Source organism: Hymenobacter siberiensis, assembly GCF_018967845.1.
Taxonomy (GTDB): Bacteria; Bacteroidota; Bacteroidia; order Cytophagales; family Hymenobacteraceae; genus Hymenobacter; species Hymenobacter siberiensis.
Map to the genome: position 1 here is coordinate 2358482 of NZ_JAHLZZ010000001.1, position 15675 is coordinate 2374156.

General features: G+C 63.8%; 22 protein-coding genes and 2 pseudogenes. 8 read left to right on the forward strand and 16 right to left on the reverse strand.

Going from position 1 to position 15675, the window contains the following annotated elements; genetic code table 11:
- The first annotated feature begins 41 nt into the window (after positions 1-41).
- From KQ661_RS10150 to KQ661_RS10160, 3 genes are read left to right on the forward strand one after another with little or no spacing between them, the layout of a single operon-like run.
- Positions 42-587: a hypothetical protein gene (locus KQ661_RS10150; RefSeq protein WP_216680508.1), complete on the forward strand. Its 546-nt coding sequence runs from the start codon at positions 42-44 to the stop codon at positions 585-587.
- Entirely contained in the window at positions 587-1375 is a 789-nt protein-coding gene (locus KQ661_RS10155) for a polysaccharide deacetylase family protein (protein ID WP_216686339.1), read from the forward strand. Before KQ661_RS10150 ends, KQ661_RS10155 begins: the two co-directional genes overlap by 1 nt.
- The gene (locus tag KQ661_RS10160) at positions 1372-2490 is read left to right on the forward strand and encodes a glycosyltransferase (RefSeq protein ID WP_216686340.1); all 1119 of its coding nucleotides are present in this window, start codon (positions 1372-1374) and stop codon (positions 2488-2490) included. The genes KQ661_RS10155 and KQ661_RS10160 overlap by 4 nt, the downstream gene beginning before the upstream one ends.
- A gap of 53 nt (positions 2491-2543) precedes the next feature.
- Here KQ661_RS10160 and KQ661_RS10165 read toward each other — a convergent pair whose 3' ends face one another.
- Both KQ661_RS10165 and KQ661_RS23050 read right to left on the reverse strand, forming a co-directional pair.
- On the reverse strand, positions 2544-3185 hold the full coding sequence (locus KQ661_RS10165; protein ID WP_216686341.1) for a POTRA domain-containing protein: 642 nt from the start codon (positions 3183-3185) through the stop codon (positions 2544-2546).
- Positions 3186-3444: 259 nt separating this feature from the next.
- Positions 3445-3573, reverse strand: a pseudogene (locus KQ661_RS23050) (M56 family metallopeptidase); the annotation flags it as partial.
- On the opposite strand from KQ661_RS23050, the gene KQ661_RS22130 reads away from it, so the two are divergent.
- Positions 3511-3780 carry a hypothetical protein gene (locus KQ661_RS22130; protein WP_235726958.1) on the forward strand — a complete coding sequence of 90 codons (270 nt, stop codon included), beginning with the start codon at positions 3511-3513 and terminating at the stop codon, positions 3778-3780. The pseudogene KQ661_RS23050 and the gene KQ661_RS22130 overlap by 63 nt on opposite strands.
- Before the next feature lie 298 nt (positions 3781-4078).
- Here the strand turns inward: KQ661_RS22130 and KQ661_RS10175 are convergent, their stop codons facing one another.
- On the reverse strand, positions 4079-4468 hold the full coding sequence (locus KQ661_RS10175; RefSeq protein WP_216686342.1) for a BlaI/MecI/CopY family transcriptional regulator: 390 nt from the start codon (positions 4466-4468) through the stop codon (positions 4079-4081).
- A 153-nt stretch (positions 4469-4621) separates the two neighbouring features.
- On the opposite strand from KQ661_RS10175, the gene KQ661_RS10180 reads away from it, so the two are divergent.
- Positions 4622-5389, forward strand: a complete 768-nt coding sequence (locus KQ661_RS10180) for a TatD family hydrolase (protein WP_216680513.1) — start codon at positions 4622-4624, stop codon at positions 5387-5389.
- 93 nt (positions 5390-5482) lie between these two features.
- Here the strand turns inward: KQ661_RS10180 and KQ661_RS10185 are convergent, their stop codons facing one another.
- The 5 genes from KQ661_RS10185 to KQ661_RS10205 form a co-directional block, all read right to left on the reverse strand.
- Entirely contained in the window at positions 5483-5833 is a 351-nt protein-coding gene (locus KQ661_RS10185; RefSeq protein ID WP_216686343.1) for a hypothetical protein, read from the reverse strand.
- Between the two features lie 50 nt (positions 5834-5883).
- Positions 5884-6126, reverse strand: coding sequence for a hypothetical protein (locus KQ661_RS10190; protein WP_216686344.1), 243 nt, complete (start codon positions 6124-6126; stop codon positions 5884-5886).
- Between the two features lie 15 nt (positions 6127-6141).
- Positions 6142-6279 carry a hypothetical protein gene (locus tag KQ661_RS10195; protein ID WP_216686345.1) on the reverse strand — a complete coding sequence of 46 codons (138 nt, stop codon included), beginning with the start codon at positions 6277-6279 and terminating at the stop codon, positions 6142-6144.
- A 15-nt stretch (positions 6280-6294) separates the two neighbouring features.
- A complete protein-coding gene (locus KQ661_RS10200; RefSeq protein ID WP_216686346.1) occupies positions 6295-6654 on the reverse strand; it encodes a hypothetical protein in 360 nt (119 codons plus the stop codon).
- A gap of 101 nt (positions 6655-6755) precedes the next feature.
- The gene (locus tag KQ661_RS10205; protein ID WP_216686347.1) at positions 6756-8054 is read right to left on the reverse strand and encodes a PAS domain-containing protein; all 1299 of its coding nucleotides are present in this window, start codon (positions 8052-8054) and stop codon (positions 6756-6758) included.
- Between the two features lie 479 nt (positions 8055-8533).
- On the opposite strand from KQ661_RS10205, the gene KQ661_RS10210 reads away from it, so the two are divergent.
- Entirely contained in the window at positions 8534-9475 is a 942-nt protein-coding gene (locus KQ661_RS10210) for a carboxypeptidase-like regulatory domain-containing protein (RefSeq protein ID WP_216686348.1), read from the forward strand.
- On the opposite strand, the gene KQ661_RS10215 is transcribed toward KQ661_RS10210, so the two are convergent.
- The 3 genes and pseudogenes from KQ661_RS10215 to KQ661_RS22135 form a co-directional block, all read right to left on the reverse strand.
- Positions 9437-9772 carry a hypothetical protein gene (locus KQ661_RS10215; RefSeq protein WP_216686349.1) on the reverse strand — a complete coding sequence of 112 codons (336 nt, stop codon included), beginning with the start codon at positions 9770-9772 and terminating at the stop codon, positions 9437-9439. The genes KQ661_RS10210 and KQ661_RS10215 overlap by 39 nt on opposite strands.
- Complete coding sequence (locus KQ661_RS10220) at positions 9739-9948, reverse strand: hypothetical protein (RefSeq protein WP_216686350.1); 210 nt, start codon at positions 9946-9948, stop codon at positions 9739-9741. Before KQ661_RS10220 ends, KQ661_RS10215 begins: the two co-directional genes overlap by 34 nt.
- Before the next feature lie 47 nt (positions 9949-9995).
- Positions 9996-10450 (reverse strand): annotated as a pseudogene (locus KQ661_RS22135) (ABA4-like family protein).
- A 155-nt stretch (positions 10451-10605) separates the two neighbouring features.
- Between KQ661_RS22135 and KQ661_RS10230 the strand changes: the two are divergent.
- Positions 10606-11301, forward strand: coding sequence for a hypothetical protein (locus KQ661_RS10230; protein WP_216680522.1), 696 nt, complete (start codon positions 10606-10608; stop codon positions 11299-11301).
- A gap of 28 nt (positions 11302-11329) precedes the next feature.
- Here KQ661_RS10230 and KQ661_RS10235 read toward each other — a convergent pair whose 3' ends face one another.
- The 4 genes from KQ661_RS10235 to KQ661_RS10250 form a co-directional block, all read right to left on the reverse strand.
- Positions 11330-12184, reverse strand: a complete 855-nt coding sequence (locus KQ661_RS10235; RefSeq protein WP_216686352.1) for a DUF481 domain-containing protein — start codon at positions 12182-12184, stop codon at positions 11330-11332.
- 4 nt (positions 12185-12188) lie between these two features.
- Positions 12189-13292: an AMP-binding protein gene (locus KQ661_RS10240; RefSeq protein WP_216686353.1), complete on the reverse strand. Its 1104-nt coding sequence runs from the start codon at positions 13290-13292 to the stop codon at positions 12189-12191.
- 32 nt (positions 13293-13324) lie between these two features.
- Positions 13325-13774 (reverse strand): hypothetical protein, encoded by a 450-nt coding sequence (locus tag KQ661_RS10245; protein WP_216686354.1) that lies wholly within the window; start codon positions 13772-13774, stop codon positions 13325-13327.
- Positions 13775-13894: 120 nt separating this feature from the next.
- Positions 13895-14206, reverse strand: a complete 312-nt coding sequence (locus KQ661_RS10250; protein WP_216686355.1) for a rhodanese-like domain-containing protein — start codon at positions 14204-14206, stop codon at positions 13895-13897.
- 125 nt (positions 14207-14331) lie between these two features.
- Here KQ661_RS10250 and KQ661_RS10255 point away from each other — a divergent pair, with 125 nt between their 5' ends.
- Complete coding sequence (locus KQ661_RS10255) at positions 14332-14517, forward strand: hypothetical protein (RefSeq protein ID WP_216680527.1); 186 nt, start codon at positions 14332-14334, stop codon at positions 14515-14517.
- 268 nt (positions 14518-14785) lie between these two features.
- On the opposite strand, the gene menB is transcribed toward KQ661_RS10255, so the two are convergent.
- Complete coding sequence (gene menB, locus KQ661_RS10260) at positions 14786-15610, reverse strand: 1,4-dihydroxy-2-naphthoyl-CoA synthase (RefSeq protein ID WP_216686356.1); 825 nt, start codon at positions 15608-15610, stop codon at positions 14786-14788.
- Between the last annotated feature and the right edge of the window lie 65 nt (positions 15611-15675).

The window sequence follows — 15675 nt, forward strand, 5'->3', positions numbered from 1 at the left end:
GCGTTATGTAGCGCCACCCGGCCGTACTTTTGCCGGTAGTTATGGCCCGTTTGCACCCCTACAATTTCGTCCACGTTCTCCTGCCGCAGCTGGCGTGGCGCCGTCCTTTATCGGTGCGCCGCGAGTTGAGCGACCCTTACCTGGCCAAGGAGCTGCTGCATTACGTGTGGGATAAAGCGGCCGAAAACGTGGCCCCCATCGACCGCGTGCCGCCCAAAGGCCTGCGCCTGAGCTGGCACGAAGTGGCTGGCCGCGTCACGGCCCTGTTCCATATGCCCGCGCCCCAGGCCACCATGGAGGCCCATTTTTCGGCCCTGGTGTACGAAGAGGACGACGAGCCCGCCGAAACCGAAGCCGAGGAAACGCGCCCCCGCTACTTTACCCTCGAAGCCACGCTGGGCCTGAGCGGCCCCGCCGGCACACCCACCACAGTGAGCGAGTGGGCCGGCGACGTGCACCGCCACCTGGGCCGGGGCCCCGCCGGCGGCCGCTCCAACACGGCCGATGCCTTCCTCGAAGCACTGGCCACCGTGCTCGGCCCGCTGCCCGATACCCGCGTGCCCTTCATGCGCATCGCTCGTTCCTGATGGCTGCCTCGTCGTCAGCCAGGCTCGAAGCGGCTGTGCTCACGCGTCCGCCCCGGCTGCTGCACGCCCTGCTGCCCGGCTGCGAGTGGACCGGCCCGGCCACCACGCCCGCCGGCGCGCCGGTCGTATACCTGACCTTCGACGACGGCCCCATTCCCGAAGAAACGCCCTGGGTGCTGGAGCAGCTGGCGATATTCAATGCCAAAGCCACCTTTTTCTGCGTGGGCGAAAACCTGGTGCGCTACCCCGAAATTGCCCGCGCCGCCCTGGCTGCCGGCCACCGTTTCGGCAACCATACCCACCAGCACCGCAGCGCCTGGGCCACCGCCCGCCCGGCTTATCTAGCCGATATTGCTGTTTGTCAGACCCACATTGATAAGCTGGTGCAAAGTTTCCCGGAAAAACCGCTCACCGCTCCCCACTCCCCACTCCCCGGTTCCCGCTCTCCAATCCCCACTTTCCGCTCCCCGCTCACCGCTTCCCACTCCCCACTTCCCGCTTCCCGCTCCTCGCTTCCGCTGTTCCGCCCGCCCTACGGCCGCTTGACCTGGCCGCTGCTGCCCACGCTGCGTCGTGATTTCAGGGTTGTCATGTGGTCGGTGCTCACGCGGGATTACGACCCCGGCCTGAGTCCGGAAAGCTGCCTGCGGTTTGCCCTGGAGGCCATTCGGGCCGGCGATGTGGTGGTGTTTCACGACAGCCGCAAGGCCAGCGCCCGGCTGCGCTTCGTGCTGCCCCGCGTGCTGACCCATCTGGCCGGGCAGGGCTTTCAATTCGCCACGCTGTGAGCTGGCTGCTGCTGAATTTTCTGCTGCTTTACCTGGGGCTGTGGCTCCTGGGTATGGCGTTCACGGTGTGGCGCTTCGCCAGTCGGCGCGGGGCCAAGGCGGCCGAAAACCTGCCCGGGCTGCTGCCCCGCGTGAGCATCCTCATCGCCGCCCGCGACGAGGAAGTAGCCCTGCCGCGCTGCCTGGCCAGCCTGCGGGCGCTGCACTACCCGGCCGAGTTGCTCGAAATCCTCGTTGGCGACGATGGCAGCACCGACCATACCGCCGCCGTGGCTGCTGCTGCCATGCAGGGTTTCGCGGGCCAGTTCCGGCTGGTTCCCATCACCGAAAACCTGGGCCAGGCGCGGGGCAAAGCCAACGTGCTGGCTCACCTGACCCGGCTGGCCACCACCGACTTCTTCTTCATCACCGATGCCGACATCAGCCTCCCCAAAACCTGGATAGCCGGCCTGCTGGCGCACGCTGCCCCGGGCGTGGGCACGGTCACGGGCATCACGACCGTGCGCGGGCCACGCTTATTCGACCAATTGCAGGGCATCGACTGGCTGCTCTCGCTAAGCATGGTGCAGGTGGTAAGCGACCTGGGCCGCCCCGTCACGGCCATGGGCAACAACATGCTGGTAACCCGTGCCGCCTACGAAGCCACTGGCGGCTACGAGGCACTGCCCTTTTCCGTGACCGAAGATTTTGCCCTGTTTCAGGCCGTGCTGGCGGCGGGGTTCGGCTTCCGGCAGGTGTTTCAGGCCGATATCCGTGCCGATTCACTGCCGATGCCTACATGGGTGGCGCTGCTGCGGCAGCGCAAGCGCTGGCTGCGCGGGGTGGCCGGGCTGCCGCTGCGCCTGCGGCTGGAGCTGTTGTTTTTCAGCGGCTTCTGGCCGGCGCTGGCGGGCGTGGCGGCGCTGTCCGGGCCGGCGGTGGCACTTGGGTTTTGGGGTGCTAAAGTGCTGGTGCAGTGGGTTTTGGCGGCGAATGCGCATCGCCGGGCCGGGCTGCGGCTGCGCTGGTGGCTGCTGCCGTTGTTCGAGCTGTACACGCTGGGGATAACGGCAGCCATTCTGGTATTCCAGCTGAGTGGTGGGAAGGTGGTGTGGAAGGGGAGGAGCTATGAGTAAATGTTAGACTCCTGAATCTACAACGAAGTAGGGTGCGGGGCAAGCCCCGAATCCTACTTCTCCACCACCACCACCAGCGCGATATTTACCAGGTCGGTAGCCTCATTGGGCCGCATTTCGGGGGCAGGGTTGATGCCCACTTTATTGGGGTCGAACTGGCCCTGCTGGGCCAGGATACGCTGCGTTTCCATCAGCTTGGCCCGGCTGAAGTCTTCGCCCGAGCGCAGTGGAATTAGCCTGAGTAGCGCGGCCGTGGGCGTATTGGTGTTGCCCGTGATGGTGATATGGCCAAGCTGAGCTTTGCGGCCTTCGGATATGTTGAAGGCCAGGTCGGTGGTGCCGTCGGGCTGGCGGGTGGCTTTGGGCGTTGCCGAGAAAAACAGGTAGCCGTGGTCCATGTAGCGCGAGGTAATATCGCCGCCTTTGGGGTCGAAGCTCAGGCGGCGAACCACGGTGGCGGAATCGTAGGCATCGCCGGATTTGAGGCCCAGTGTCTGGCTCAGCTCGGCCGCCGACAGGTAGGTGTTGCCCTGCCAGCTGATGCGGCCAATGCGGCCCGCTGCGGGCGCAACGGATGAATGAGCCGGAGTACCGGCCGGAGCCGCTGGTTCCGTAGCCGGTGAGCCGACGCAGGCCGTGGCCGCCCAGGTGAAGGCGAATACGGGCACGATGAGCAGAAAACGAAGCTTTTTCATGGGAGAGGAAGTTGGTTGAGTGAGCATCTGAATTCGGAGAAAAATTTGTTTGTGGGCGAAGGCATGGACCAAGGCAAAGGGCAGCTGCTGCGCCGCCAGCTTTATCAGCAGCTCGCCGTAGTGTTGTGGGGTCGTACCCGGCAGGGTCGTACCCGGCAGGGTCGTACCCGGCAGGGTCGTACCCGGCAAGACTGGCCTGGGTGCGGGCCACGGCGGCATCGGCCAGATACTCGTGCACCACTTTCAGCTGTCGGCCGAGGTAGGGCACGGCGGTATTGAACCAGAAAAGCACGCCCAGCGCCTCCACCAGTAATAAATCAAGCGTGTGGCGCTGCTGCACGTGCACCTGCTCGTGCAGCAGGAGCTGCTCGCGCTCAGCCGGGCTCAGCGCCTCGTGCAGCGGCGACAGAAATACGTAGCGCCCGAAGGAAAACGCCGGCAGGCCAGGCGTGGGCAGGTGCACAATGGCGAAGGTGCCCGCATCGGTCTGCGGGTTTTGCCGGGCCAGCTGGCGCAGCGCCCGCACGTTGCGCACCGCCATTGCCAGCTTATAAAGCGCCCCCAGCGCATAAATACTCACGGCTCCGACGAGTAACAGCGCCACCCAATCCGGCCCGCTGGCCGTGGGTGCGGCTGCCGCGTGGGCCAGCGGCGCATTCAGTTGCCAGCCGAGGCGGAGCGGCAGCCCGGCCATGGCCGGCGCGGCTGCCGGGTTGGCCAGCCAGGCCGCCAGCCCTGGAAAGGCCACCAGCGGAATCACCACGCTCACGGCCAGCGCGCCCAGCAGATACGCCCGGTTCCAGGCAAAATAGGTGAGGCCGGCCAGCAGCAGGCGGTAGGCCAGGGCAAATATGGCCAGGCAAAAGCTGGCTTCGGCCAGGTAGAGGAGGAGGCTAGTGAGCACCGCCGTCGGGCTTGGAAGAGTTTTCGGAATCGTGGAGCAGGTCGAGCAGCTGCTGCTTTTCGCGCTGGCTCAGGGTTTCCTCCACCATGAAGGACACCAGCGCCGTGGGCGAATTGTCGAAATACTGCGCCAGCATGCGCTTCAGGCTGGAAGCTCGGTACTCCATCTTGCTGATGAGCGGGAAGTACTCATACGTCTTGCCATAGGCCTTGAAGCCCACGTAACCCTTGCGCTCCAGAATGCGCACCACCGACGAAATGGTGTTGTAGGGCGGCTTAGGGTCGTCGGGCAAATGGTCGATAACGTCCTTGATGAATGCCTTCTTCAGCTTCCACAGCGCCTGCATGATACGCTCTTCGGTTTTGGTTAATTCTTCCATGTGTCAAATGTATAACGGATAAATCAGTTTCAAAACTTATTATTCAGTTTTGAAACTGATTTATCCGTTAATAGCCGTTTTCAGGCCCGCCGTTTGCTTTTTGCGGCGGAAAATTATTGCCGGCCCGCGCCTTCGCCCGACCTTTGCATTCCTATGCACATCACCGATTCGCACGCCCACCTCTACTCCGAGCAGTTCCGGCCCGACCGCCTCGATGCCCTGCGCCGCGCCCAGGAGGCCGGCGTACGCACCATCGTCATGCCCAATATCGACCACAGCAGCATCGATGCCATGCTGGAACTGGAAGCGGAGGCCCCGGAAACCTGCTTTGCCATGATGGGCCTGCACCCGTGCTCCGTCACGCGCAATTTTGAGCAGCAACTGTATGAGGTAGAAACCTGGCTCGACCGCCGGCCCTTCGCCGCCGTGGGCGAGGCTGGCCTCGACCTGCACTGGGATAAAACCCTACTGGCCGAGCAGCAGCATGCCCTGAAAATTCAGCTCGACCTGGCCAAAAAGCACCGCCTGCCCATTGTGCTGCATACCCGCGAGGCCTTCGCCGAAACCGTGGCGCTGGTGGAGGCCGCGCAGGACGGCACGCTGCGCGGCGTGTTTCATTGCTTCTCCGGCACCCCCGAGGAAGCGGAGCAGGTTATTAAGCTGGGGTTCAAGCTGGGTATCGGCGGCGTGGCCACATTCAAGAACGGCGGGGCCGACAAGGTGCTGCCTGGCATCGGGCTGGAGCATCTACTGCTCGAAACCGACTGCCCGTATCTGGCGCCGGTGCCACACCGGGGCAAGCGTAACGAGCCGGCCTACCTGCCGCTGGTGCTGCGCCGGGTGGCGTCGTTGCTGGGCCTGCCCGAGGCGGAAGTGGCCGAAGCCACCACGCGCAACGCGGCGGCGCTGTTCAATTTGTGATGACTGTCCAGGTAGTGATAAACATAGCAAAAAAGGTCGTCATGCTTCGGCTGCGCTCAGCATGACGACCTTACTTATCGGCTGATGCTACTACTACGCGGCGCGCTCCAGGCTGGTGAGCAGGGTTTCAATCTGGTCGGAGAAAACATTGACCTGTTCGAGGCCGGCGCGGGCTTCTTCGAGGTGGCCGCGCTGGTAGCGGGTGGCTAGGTCCTGGCCGGTGTTCAACATGCGCTGAAGCACATACTCCAGCTCGCGCACGGCGGGCTGGCCGGCGGCCTGGGGCTTGAGCACGGTTTGAATCCACTGGCCCAGCGGGTTTTCGGCCAGGGAAAAAAGGGCCGGCTCGGCTTCGCGCACCCCGTAGAGCACCGAGCGCAGCCGCGACTTAAAGAGCACCTGCTTCACGCGGGCCTGCTGAAAGTCGAACGAAGTAAGAGGCATACTGGGGCTAAAAAAAGGCGGGCAGAAAGGACCATAAAGATACGCCGGTTTTAGCCGGCCGTAGCATCGCCGAGGGCGCGGGCGGAGGCTTCGCGCACTTGTTCCAGGGCTTGGCGGGCCTTCACAAGCTCGGTAACTTCGAAAGTAAAAACCATGATGCCGGCCGGCTCGCCGTTTTCGCGGAGCTGCTGGTAGATGAAGTTGAAATACGAATCGCGCGGTGACTGTCCGGGCTCGCGCTGCAGCTGAATGCTGAGCTCGTTGCCGTGGAAGGTTTCGCCAGTCCTGAACACGTTATTAAGCACCTCTTAGATGGGCTGGTCCTTGATTTCGGGCAGGGCTTCGAGCACCGGGAGGCCCACCAGCTGGCGGTGCGGAAAAAGCTGCTTGTAGGCCGGGTTCACAAACTCGAAGCGGTGCTCGGGGCCGCGGGCAATGGTAATCATGGCCGGGGGCTGGGCTCAGGCCACGGCCAGGCCACGCTCCAACGAAAGGAGCAGGGTGTCGATGTGGGCAGCGAAGGTGTTGATTTGGTCGAGGCCGGTGCGGGCTTCCTCAATATGGCCGCGCTGGTAGCGGGTGGCCAGGTCCTGGCCGGCGCGCAGCATCTGTTGCACGGTACGGTCGAGCTCGCGCACCTCGGGGTGGGTGCCGTGCTGGGGCTGTAGCACGGTGTGCAGCCACTGGCCCAGCGGGTTTTCCTGGGGCGAAAAGAGGCTGGATTCGGCCTCCCGCACGCCGTAGAGCACGGAGCGCAGCCGCGACTTAAAGAGCACCTGCTTCACGCGGGCCTGCTGAAAGTCGAACGAAGTAAGAGGCATAAATAGGGAGAAGTAAAAATAAAAGAGTGGCTCCGGGAGCCGGCAAATGGCGGGTGAGGAGCCGCCCGCCACGCCAATGGTTGCGGACGGCCTACCACAAATCAGGCCAAGGGTGCGGCCGAGCCGGCATCGCGGAGCTTTTCGAGGACCTGGCGGGCGTGCACGAGGTCGGTGACTTCAAACGAAAACACGACAATGCCAACGGGCTGCCCGTTTTCGCGGAACTGCTGATACGTTGAGTTGAAATACTGGTCTTCTGCGGCCCCCAAAAGCCTAATGGGCACTTCGTTGCCGTGGTACGTTTCGCCCGACTGATACACGTGGTCGAGGAGGGCGATGAAGCCCTGCTCAACTACTTCGGGCAATGCTTCGGCTACCGTGCGGCCCAGCAGGGGGCGGTTGCCGAGAATATGCTGATAGGGCGGGTTCACAAACTCGTGGCGGTGCTCGGGGCCGCGCAGGATGCAAATGGCCGCCGGGGCCTGTGTAAACAGGCTTTCGTAGGTTTCGCGCTGGTTTTCGGCTTTCTGAAACTGCTGGTAGGCCTGCTCGGAGAGGGCGGCCTGCTGCTCGTTGGCTTCGAGCAGCTCTTCTACCATAAGTTTTTGCTCGTGGATGTCGGTGTTGCAGCCCACCCACATCTGAATCTGGCCGTCGGCCCCCAGGCGGGGCACGCCCGTGGCCAGGTGCCAGCGGTAGCTGCCGTCGTGCCGGCGCATGCGGTATTCGGTCTGGTAAGAGGTGCCCTGGTCGCGGGCGGCTTGCCACCGCGCGGTGGTGGTGGGCAAATCATCGGGATGCAGGTCTTCCACCCAGCCCCAGTCCAGCGTGTCGGCCAGCGCCCGGCCGGTAAAACCGGTCCAGCGGGTGTTAAAGAACTCGGCTGTGCCATCGGGGCGGGTGGTCCACACCATCACCGGAAGGCTTTGCAGCATGAACTGGTTGCGTTGCCGCGTTTCGTCGAGGACTTTTTGGGCCTCGTCGGCGGCCCGGCTGGTGCGGTGCGCTTCGGTCACATCCTGCGGCATTAGCAGGATGTATTGCAGCTGGCCCTGGGCATCGAGCAGGGGGTAGTGCGTAACCTGCCAGTACCGCTCCTCGGTGCCGCCGCCCAGCTCGGCGGGGCGTTCGAGGTCGTAGCGCAGCAGGGGCATGGTGTCGGGGAGCAGGGTGCGGCGCACCTGCTCGTGCGAGGCGTGCAGGTCGCGCTGGCTTTCGGGGGCCGAGGGGTAGGCGTCGAAAATGTTGCGTCCCACGGCCTGCGCGCGCGGTAGCAGCGACACGCCGACGTGCTGGTCGGAATTGTCGAGCACGGTGCCGTCGGGGGCCAGCAGCAGGTAGGCACCGGGGAGGGCGTGAAACAGGGCGCGGTAATCGATGGGCAGGGAAATGTCAGCCATGAAGCGTACTAAATGCAATGGTGCCGCAAACTTGGGCGGGTGGTGATGATGATGCCGTGAAGATAGATAATGACCACCGGAGTCAGCCTTCGGGAGAGAAGCGGCTTGGCGGACTGGTTGTTTGGGGCTGGATGAGGGGCCGTAGGCGGGAGTACGAGGCGCGGGTAATTGCGGTTAGCATTATCCGGTTTTTGCGGTGGGCGGTCCGGCCGGTTGTCGTTGTTATGGCCGTCGTTCATCCTTCGACGGGTCGGCCCGCAACCCCGCCTGGCGGACAGCTGGCAAAAAAAGTCAACAGCCCGCGCCAACGGTTCATCCCCCTCATCCGACGGTTCGGCAACGGGAAGTTGAGGCCGGGGCCGCCCGCGGGCACCTTTGAGCCATCAAACTGCCCGCCGCCATGAAAACTTCGCTACTCCCGCTACTCCCGCTACTCCCGCTGCTCCTGCTGCTGAGCGCCGCCCCCGCCGCCTTTGCCCATGCGCCCAGTGCTAAAACTCACCAGCTCACCAACTCACCTCAAAGGCATCGTGCGCGATGCCGCCGGCCAGCCCCTGCCGGGCGTGAACGTGTTCCTGAAAACCACCTTCGACGGAGCCAGCACCGACTCGCTGGGCCGCTTCGATTTCCGCACCGACCGCGCCGCCGGTTCAGGGGTGCTGGTGGTGAGATTCATCGGCTATGTGCCTAATGAGCTGATGTTTAGCCTGGGGAAAGGCCCGATTTTCCTGCCCAATATCAAGCTGAAGCTGAACCCTGCCGCCCTCGGCGATGTGGTGGTGACGGCCGGGGCCTTCGAGGCCAGCGACACCAGGCGCGGCACCCTGCTCAAGCCTCTCGACATCGTGACTATGGCCGGGGCCCTCGGCGACGTGGCTGGGGCCCTCAATGCCCTGCCTGGCACCATGCGGGTGGGCGAGGACGGCAAGCTGTTTGTGCGCGGCGGGGCGGCCTCGGAAACCAAGTACTACATCGACGGCCTGCCCGTGCAGACGCCCTACGGCGGCGCGGTGCCCAACGTGGCGGCCCGGGGCCGGTTCTCGCCCTTTCTGTTCAAAGGGCTGGTGTTCAGCACGGGCGGCTACTCGGCCGAGTACGGGCAGGCGCTGAGCGCCTTGGTGGTGCAGAACTCGACGGATTTGGCCCCCGAAACGCAGTCCAGCATCTCGCTGATGAGCGTGGGCGGCAGCCTGGGACGGACCAGACGCTGGGAGCGCACCTCCGTAGCCGTGAGCGCCGACTACACGAATCTGGCTCCTTACTACAACCTCGTGCCCCAGAATCTGGGCTGGGATAAGGCTCCGCTGGCCCTGGGCGGCTCGCTGAAAGTGGTCCACAAAGTAGGGGAAGCTTACACTCCCAATTCCGTGTCAACATTCCAGTTAGCCAGCCGGCCCGTGTGGCTGGTAGCGCCAGGCTAGGTACACGGCCCACACGGTCATCAGCGTATTGACCATAATGAAAATGCCCATGAGCCCGAACAGGATGCCGTTGAGCGGGGTGCTGGCGTTGTAGTGCGAGGTGGTGCCCCGGGCGGCCTGCGTAAAAATCACGGCCTGCTCTACCAGCATACTCAGGGCTACGCCCCCGCTCAGCAGCAGCACGCTGCGTTGGGCGGCGGCGGGCAGGTCGGCCAGCAGCCAGCCCAGCGTCCAGGCAAAGGCCGTGATGGAGAGGGCAAACTTCAGCGGCTTGAGCCAGACCGGTGCGCCGGCCACCAGGCGGTGGTCGATGAACAGTAGCGCCAGGGCAGCACGGCCAGGGCCACGTTCGCCCAGCCGGTCCAGGACAGGACGGGGTTCACGCGGTGCAGCACGCGCAGGGCCTCGCGCACCGGACCAGCGGTTGGGCTGAGCGGCGAAAAAACAGCGGACGAAAGCAAGGCGGTTTTCATGAGGCCAGCGAATTGAAATCAGAAAAAAATAACCAGAATGAAAGAGGTTAACAATTTGATAACCAGACATCCGTTGGCGGGAGCGGATACCGCTGCCGCACCCCGAAATACAGCAGCAGCCCCACCGGCCCAAACAGGAACGTGAGCAGCAGGCAGGGTATCAGCAGCCCGTGCGGCATACCGCGCCGCTGCGCGTCACGCACTTCCCAGGCCCCCGTCCACATATCGAAGCAGAGGTAGTGTACCCAGCCAGCCAGCAGCGCCCATGGGTCGCGGAACAGCGCCGCCACGGCATCCAGCGACTGAAAGCCGCCCTCGCCGCCGTGCGGCCCTGCGTAGTGCGCCGCGATGAGCACCGCGTAAGCAGCGGCAGTAGCAGCGGCAGCGCCCCGCTTAGCACCACGGCGCGGGTGACGCGCCAGCGCGGGGCCGGTACCAGCAGCGCCCAGCCCAGCAGGGCCACGGGGTTGGCGAGGGAAAACAGGAAATCGGACGTGAGCATGGGGCTGAAGCGAAGAAGTTGGGCCAAATCTAGTAGCCCGGCCGGCGGACGGGCCAGCTATTTCGGGGCGAAGCGGCGAAACAACCGGGTGAAACGGCGGTTGTGGCCGGGTGAAATCCCCGACCTTTGCCAGCGGTCGGTTTTTTGGATGTGCTATGCTCTGGTTGTTACGCGTTGTGTGGTTGAGTGTAGTCCTGCTGCCGGTGGGCGCGTGGGCGCAGTCGGCACCGCCGGCCCGGCCCGATTCGGTGAAAGGTCGGCCGGCCGTGGCGCGCCTGGCCCGCAACCGCTTCGTGGTGCAGTACGACTCGCGCTACTCCATTCTCAACCACCACCTCACCACCATCAACGGCCTCAAGCTGGGCATCGAGTTCAAGAGCCGCTTCCGGACCGGGGCGGCCATCTACTTCCTGAGCACCGGCGTGCCCTCGCGCCAGGCCAAGCCCGACAACGCCGCCGAAGATGCCGACGCCGAAATCCGCTTCCGCTACCTGGCCGCCTACGCCGGCTACGTGCTGCTCGAAAACCGTCGTTGGGAGCTCAGCGCCAACATGCAACTGGGCCTGGGCTCGGCCTACGTGCTCTACGAAGCCGACGATGGCGACCTCGACAAAACGCCCCGCGATTTTATGGGCATCGTGGAGCCCACACTGGCCGCGCAGTACCGGGTGTTTCGTTGGGGCGGCATTGGCACGGGCCTGGGCTGGCGGCAGCCGGTGTTCGTGCCCATCGCCATCCAGAAAGAGCTGAACGGGCCGGTGTTTTACCTGCGCGCCAACCTGTTTCTGGGCGAATTATTCAAGGTGATGAAGGATAAAGAGCCGCTCTTCACCCAAACCAACATGCGCTAAGCTGAGCGCCAGTTTTCGCGCTGCGCGCCTACTGGCCCGTGCTGTAGGCGAAGCCCACCGAGAGCGTGGCGTTGGCCCGGGCGCGGTTCTGCACCACCACGCTTTCGTAGGAATACGTGTAGGCCAGGTTCAGGGTCAGGTGCTGGTAGAGCTTGAAGGCCAGCACCGTGGCGCTGTTGAGGCGGTAGTCGCCGCCGGAGTCGCGCAGGCTGGGCTGATAAAAAAATAGCTCCGACGCGCTGAACACACCCCGGTTCAGGCGCATCTTGAGGCGGGTGGAGTTGCGCACTACGTGCCGGGAAAAATCGGACTCGGTATTGTAGTCGGTTTGCTCGTTGAGCAAGAATGTGCTCAAGGCCAATGTGTTGTTGGTGCTGTCGGCGTATAGCTGGTAGCCCACGCCGCCGCCCGTTACCACGCGCCGCGTGATGGCGCGCAGGTTGCTGGTTTCGAACTCGCCCAGCGCGTAGAACTTCCACCGGCGAATGCGGTAGTCGGGGGTGCTGAGCAGCAGTAGCTCGCGCTCGCGAAGGGCCCCGTCCTGCCGGCCGTAGCTGTAGGTGAAGGCCGCCGGAAACTGCCAGTGCCCTGTAGTGAAGCCGCCCGTGTGGCTGGTGTTGAAATATATCCGTTCCACCGTGCCCGTGGTGTAGAGGCCGGTGAGGGCCGCCGTGTAGCGCACGCCGGTGCCGTCCATATTATAGGTTTCAAACTCGGCCGAGGGCAGCCCGGCCGGCGGCGGCGCCATATTGCCCGCGCCGTTCACCACCGCCGAATCGGGCGTAGCGGTGCCGGCTGGTTTCTGGCCCTGGGCCCGTGCTGCCGGGCTGGCCAGCAGCCCCAATAACCCTAACAGCAGCCCATAAGAAAATCGAAATTTCATCAACTTACAGGGTGCGTAGCGTGGCCGTCCGGTTGAGCTTACCCGTGGCCGTTAGCAGAAATTCGGGCACGTAGGTAAGCTGCCGGGGCTGCTCGTAGCGCCCCAGGCGTGCCGCCAGCAGGGCTTTCAGCCGGATTTCCTGCTCGGGCGCCAGCGCCGGGCCTTCGATGAAAGCCGTCACGGTCTGGCCCAGGCGCTCGTCGGGCTGGCCGGCCACAAAGCAGCGGCGCGGCGTCCCGATTTCGGCCAGCGCCACATCCAGCACCAGCTCCACTTTCTCGGCGGGCACCTTCACGCCGCCCGAGTTTATTACGAAATCGGCCCGGCCCAGCCACTCAAACGTGTGCGCGTCGAGCAGCTGTACCACGTCGTTGGTGATGATGAGCTGGTCGTCGGTCACGTCGCCGCGCAGCGTGAGGCAGCCGCGCTCATCCTGCCCCGCCGCAATGCCCGTGAGTACCCGGAAGCTGGTAGCGGCGTGCGGCCCGTTCAGGCGGCGCAGGGCGACGTGGGAGCAGGTTTCCGTCATGCCATAGGTGAGCCACGCGGCGGCTTTCACGGGTTGCACTTCCTGTTGCAGCGCGGCATCGGCGGGCGCGCCCCCCACCAGAAACGACTTCATTTTATCGAGCCGGGGCGCGTGGCCGGCCGCCAGTACGGCTTTCAGCTGCAGCGGCACGAAGGCCGAAAAATCAAATTCCGCAGCGGCGGCTACGTAGGCAAATGGGTCGGCGTGCGGCTCCACGATGGTGAGGTGCAGGTTGCGCTCCAGCCCGCGCACCAGCATCATCATCCCGCCGATGTACTCGCAGTTGAGGCAAACCAGCGCCCGGTCGCCGGGGCCGAGGTCGAAGAAATCGGCCGTGCGGCGGGCCGACGCTTCCAGCTGCCGCCGCCGTAGCGTGATGGCCGAGGGCGTGCCCGTGCTGCCCGAGGTGTGCAGCACAAATTCCTGCGTGCCGTTCAGCCACTGCCGGACAAAATTCAGCACCTTGGCCTCGTAGCCGTTCAAGGGCACATCGAGCTGGGCGGGGTATTGGCGGATGGCCGCGTAGGTGAATTCGCGGCCGTTGAGCAGGAGGGAGGTGGGAAGTAAATCGGAAGCCATAACAGTCAAAATAAAGGCCGGTGGCTGGGGCCTCAAGCCAGCAGCCACCGCTGATACGTCTCGGCCGAAGGCCGCGTTTGCCAGCCCAGCGCCAGCAGCACCGCCCCGCAAAGAACGAGGTCGAGCGGCTTGTGGCTTATGACGTACGACGCAAGCAAGGGCAGGGCCAGCAGGCCCAGCAAGCTATTGCGCAGCAGCGCACGCCCTTGGTAAATGCGCAGATTTTCTTCGGCCGGCCGGCGCACATTGGGCCGCAGGTAGCGCGAAACCACAAACAGCAGCCCGCCCACTACCGGCAGCAGCGCCAGGAGCCCCAGCAAAACCGGCCACGTAGTGAGGGCCGGTTCCAGGGTTGGCCCCACGGCCATCCGGCCGCTGGCCCCCAGCAGTCCCCCGCCCATCAAAAGGCCCTGCACGGGGTATTGCAGCCAATGCCACCGCCGAATGCGCCGGATATTCAGGTGAAAATCAGCAGTAGTCATAGCCGTGAAATGGGGGAGGTATTCGCGTTGCTTCAACAGCCCAACTGCCCATAAGTATTGCAGGCTGCGGGCCAGCATGGGAGCGGAGTTGGGACGATGCCTGGACTCGGGATGTAAGGGCTACTCGAACTTGCGCAGCCCCAGCCAGCCGCCGCCGTTGTACACCTCGGCAAAGCCCTGTTTTTGCAGGATGCCGCGCGCCGCCGCACTGCGCATGCCCGAGGCGCAGCAGGTAATCACGGGCATGGTCTTATCGAGCTTGCCCAAGCCGGCGGGCAGGGTGTCGAGGGGCAGGTTGAGCGACTTTTTGAGGTGGCCGCCCTGGTATTCGCCCTTGCTGCGCACATCGATAATAGTGGCCCCGGCCGCGATGAGCGCGCCCAGGTTTGGCCCCGGCTTCCGGCCGAATAGTTTTTTCAGGAAGTCCATCATGCGGCGAAGATAGGTCGGGAAAAGGCGGGCATTCCCCGCTCCAAACAACCGGAAAAGTGCACGCCTGACTTGGCTTTATCCTTCAAAAAGTGTAACTTACTGCCAACGAACTAATTCCCACCGCCATGAAACCTGAACTCGTCACCCCGGTAATTGCCCCTTCCGTGCCCGTCCGCTTCGAGGCTCACCCCGCTAATGAGCGGCCGGCCGTTACCCCCGCCAAGGTCCTGAAAAAAGCCCGCAAGCGCGAGCGGCTGCGCTTCTTCCTGGCCTGGTGCGCCGGCTGTCGGTTCATGAGCGGCAGCTTCTAAGGGTTTGGTTGGTGAGGGCGGTAATGCCAATGAAGCTGTTTAGGAATTCCAACAATACCAGACCGTCATTCCGAGCGCAGCCGAGGAATCTCGCTCGAGGTGGCTTGGGTATCGTTCACCGATTCACGCGAGATTCCTCGGCTGCGCTCGGAATGACGGTCTTGCTATTTTCGGGTACTTCCTAAACAGCTTCTATATCAAAAAAAACGCTCATAGCGCAAGCTATGGGCGTTTTTGTCAGGCTGCGGGAACGCATGTCAGCCACCGGTTACGGAAATTTTGGAAATTTCGAAAAGTCGGGCTGGCGCTTCTCCATGAAGGCTTCGCGGCCTTCCTTGGCCTCGTCGCTGAGGTAGTAGAGCAGCGTGGCGTTGCCGGCCAGCTCCTGAATGCCGGCTTGGCCATCGAGCTCGGCGTTGAAGCTCGATTTGAGCATACGCAGCGAGAGCGGGCTTTTCTGAAGGATTTTGTGGCACCAGGCCACGGTGGTTTCTTCCAGCTTATCGAGGGGTACCACTTTGTTCACGAGGCCCATATCGAGGGCTTCCTGGGCGTCGTACTGGTCGCAGAGAAACCAGATTTCGCGGGCCTTCTTCTGGCCCACCACGCGGGCGAGGTAGGAAGCCCCGAAGCCGCCGTCGAACGAGCCCACGTTGGGGCCGGTCTGGCCGAAACGGGCGTTGTCGGCCGCAATGCTCAAATCGCACACCACGTGCAGTACGTGGCCGCCGCCAATGGCCCAGCCCGCCACCATGGCAATGACCGGCTTGGGAATGGAGCGGATGATTTTCTGCAGTTCCAGCACGTTGAGGCGGGGCAGGGTGTCCTCGCCCACGTAGCCGCCGTGGCCGCGCACGCTCTGGTCGCCGCCCGAGCAGAAGGCTCGGCCGCCCTCGCCGGTGAGGATAATCACGCCGATATCGGTGCGGTCCTGGCACATGCGCATGGCCTCAATCATCTCCTGCACCGTGAGCGGCGTGAAGGCGTTGTGCACCTGCGGCCGGTTGATGCTGATTTTGGCGATGCCGCCAAACTGCGTGAAGAGAATTTCTTTGAACTCCTTAATCGGGGTCCAGCTAATGGGTTCACTCATGGGGAGAGAATATTGGATGGAAAAGTACGGTCATGCAGAGCGCAGCGAAGCATCTTGCCCGCCGT

What these genes read in the sequence shown, in the direction of transcription:
- KQ661_RS10200 (WP_216686346.1), bottom strand. Translation starts at nt 6,654, where the DNA reads ATGCCTCTTACTTCGTTCGACTTTCAGCAGGCCCGCGTGAAGCAGGTG.
- KQ661_RS10240 (WP_216686353.1), bottom strand. Translation starts at nt 13,292, where the DNA reads ATGGCTTCCGATTTACTTCCCACCTCCCTCCTGCTCAACGGCCGCGAA.
- KQ661_RS10150 (WP_216680508.1), top strand. Translation starts at nt 42, where the DNA reads ATGGCCCGTTTGCACCCCTACAATTTCGTCCACGTTCTCCTGCCGCAG.
- KQ661_RS10245 (WP_216686354.1), bottom strand. Translation starts at nt 13,774, where the DNA reads ATGACTACTGCTGATTTTCACCTGAATATCCGGCGCATTCGGCGGTGG.
- KQ661_RS10230 (WP_216680522.1), top strand. Translation starts at nt 10,606, where the DNA reads ATGCTCTGGTTGTTACGCGTTGTGTGGTTGAGTGTAGTCCTGCTGCCG.
- KQ661_RS10205 (WP_216686347.1), bottom strand. Translation starts at nt 8,054, where the DNA reads ATGGCTGACATTTCCCTGCCCATCGATTACCGCGCCCTGTTTCACGCC.
- KQ661_RS10180 (WP_216680513.1), top strand. Translation starts at nt 4,622, where the DNA reads ATGCACATCACCGATTCGCACGCCCACCTCTACTCCGAGCAGTTCCGG.
- KQ661_RS10250 (WP_216686355.1), bottom strand. Translation starts at nt 14,206, where the DNA reads ATGATGGACTTCCTGAAAAAACTATTCGGCCGGAAGCCGGGGCCAAAC.
- KQ661_RS10155 (WP_216686339.1), top strand. Translation starts at nt 587, where the DNA reads ATGGCTGCCTCGTCGTCAGCCAGGCTCGAAGCGGCTGTGCTCACGCGT.
- KQ661_RS10195 (WP_216686345.1), bottom strand. Translation starts at nt 6,279, where the DNA reads ATGATTACCATTGCCCGCGGCCCCGAGCACCGCTTCGAGTTTGTGAAC.
- KQ661_RS10175 (WP_216686342.1), bottom strand. Translation starts at nt 4,468, where the DNA reads ATGGAAGAATTAACCAAAACCGAAGAGCGTATCATGCAGGCGCTGTGG.
- KQ661_RS10255 (WP_216680527.1), top strand. Translation starts at nt 14,332, where the DNA reads ATGAAACCTGAACTCGTCACCCCGGTAATTGCCCCTTCCGTGCCCGTC.
- menB (WP_216686356.1), bottom strand. Translation starts at nt 15,610, where the DNA reads ATGAGTGAACCCATTAGCTGGACCCCGATTAAGGAGTTCAAAGAAATT.
- KQ661_RS10165 (WP_216686341.1), bottom strand. Translation starts at nt 3,185, where the DNA reads ATGAAAAAGCTTCGTTTTCTGCTCATCGTGCCCGTATTCGCCTTCACC.
- KQ661_RS10220 (WP_216686350.1), bottom strand. Translation starts at nt 9,948, where the DNA reads ATGAAAACCGCCTTGCTTTCGTCCGCTGTTTTTTCGCCGCTCAGCCCA.
- KQ661_RS10185 (WP_216686343.1), bottom strand. Translation starts at nt 5,833, where the DNA reads ATGCCTCTTACTTCGTTCGACTTTCAGCAGGCCCGCGTGAAGCAGGTG.
- KQ661_RS10210 (WP_216686348.1), top strand. Translation starts at nt 8,534, where the DNA reads ATGCGCCCAGTGCTAAAACTCACCAGCTCACCAACTCACCTCAAAGGC.
- KQ661_RS10235 (WP_216686352.1), bottom strand. Translation starts at nt 12,184, where the DNA reads ATGAAATTTCGATTTTCTTATGGGCTGCTGTTAGGGTTATTGGGGCTG.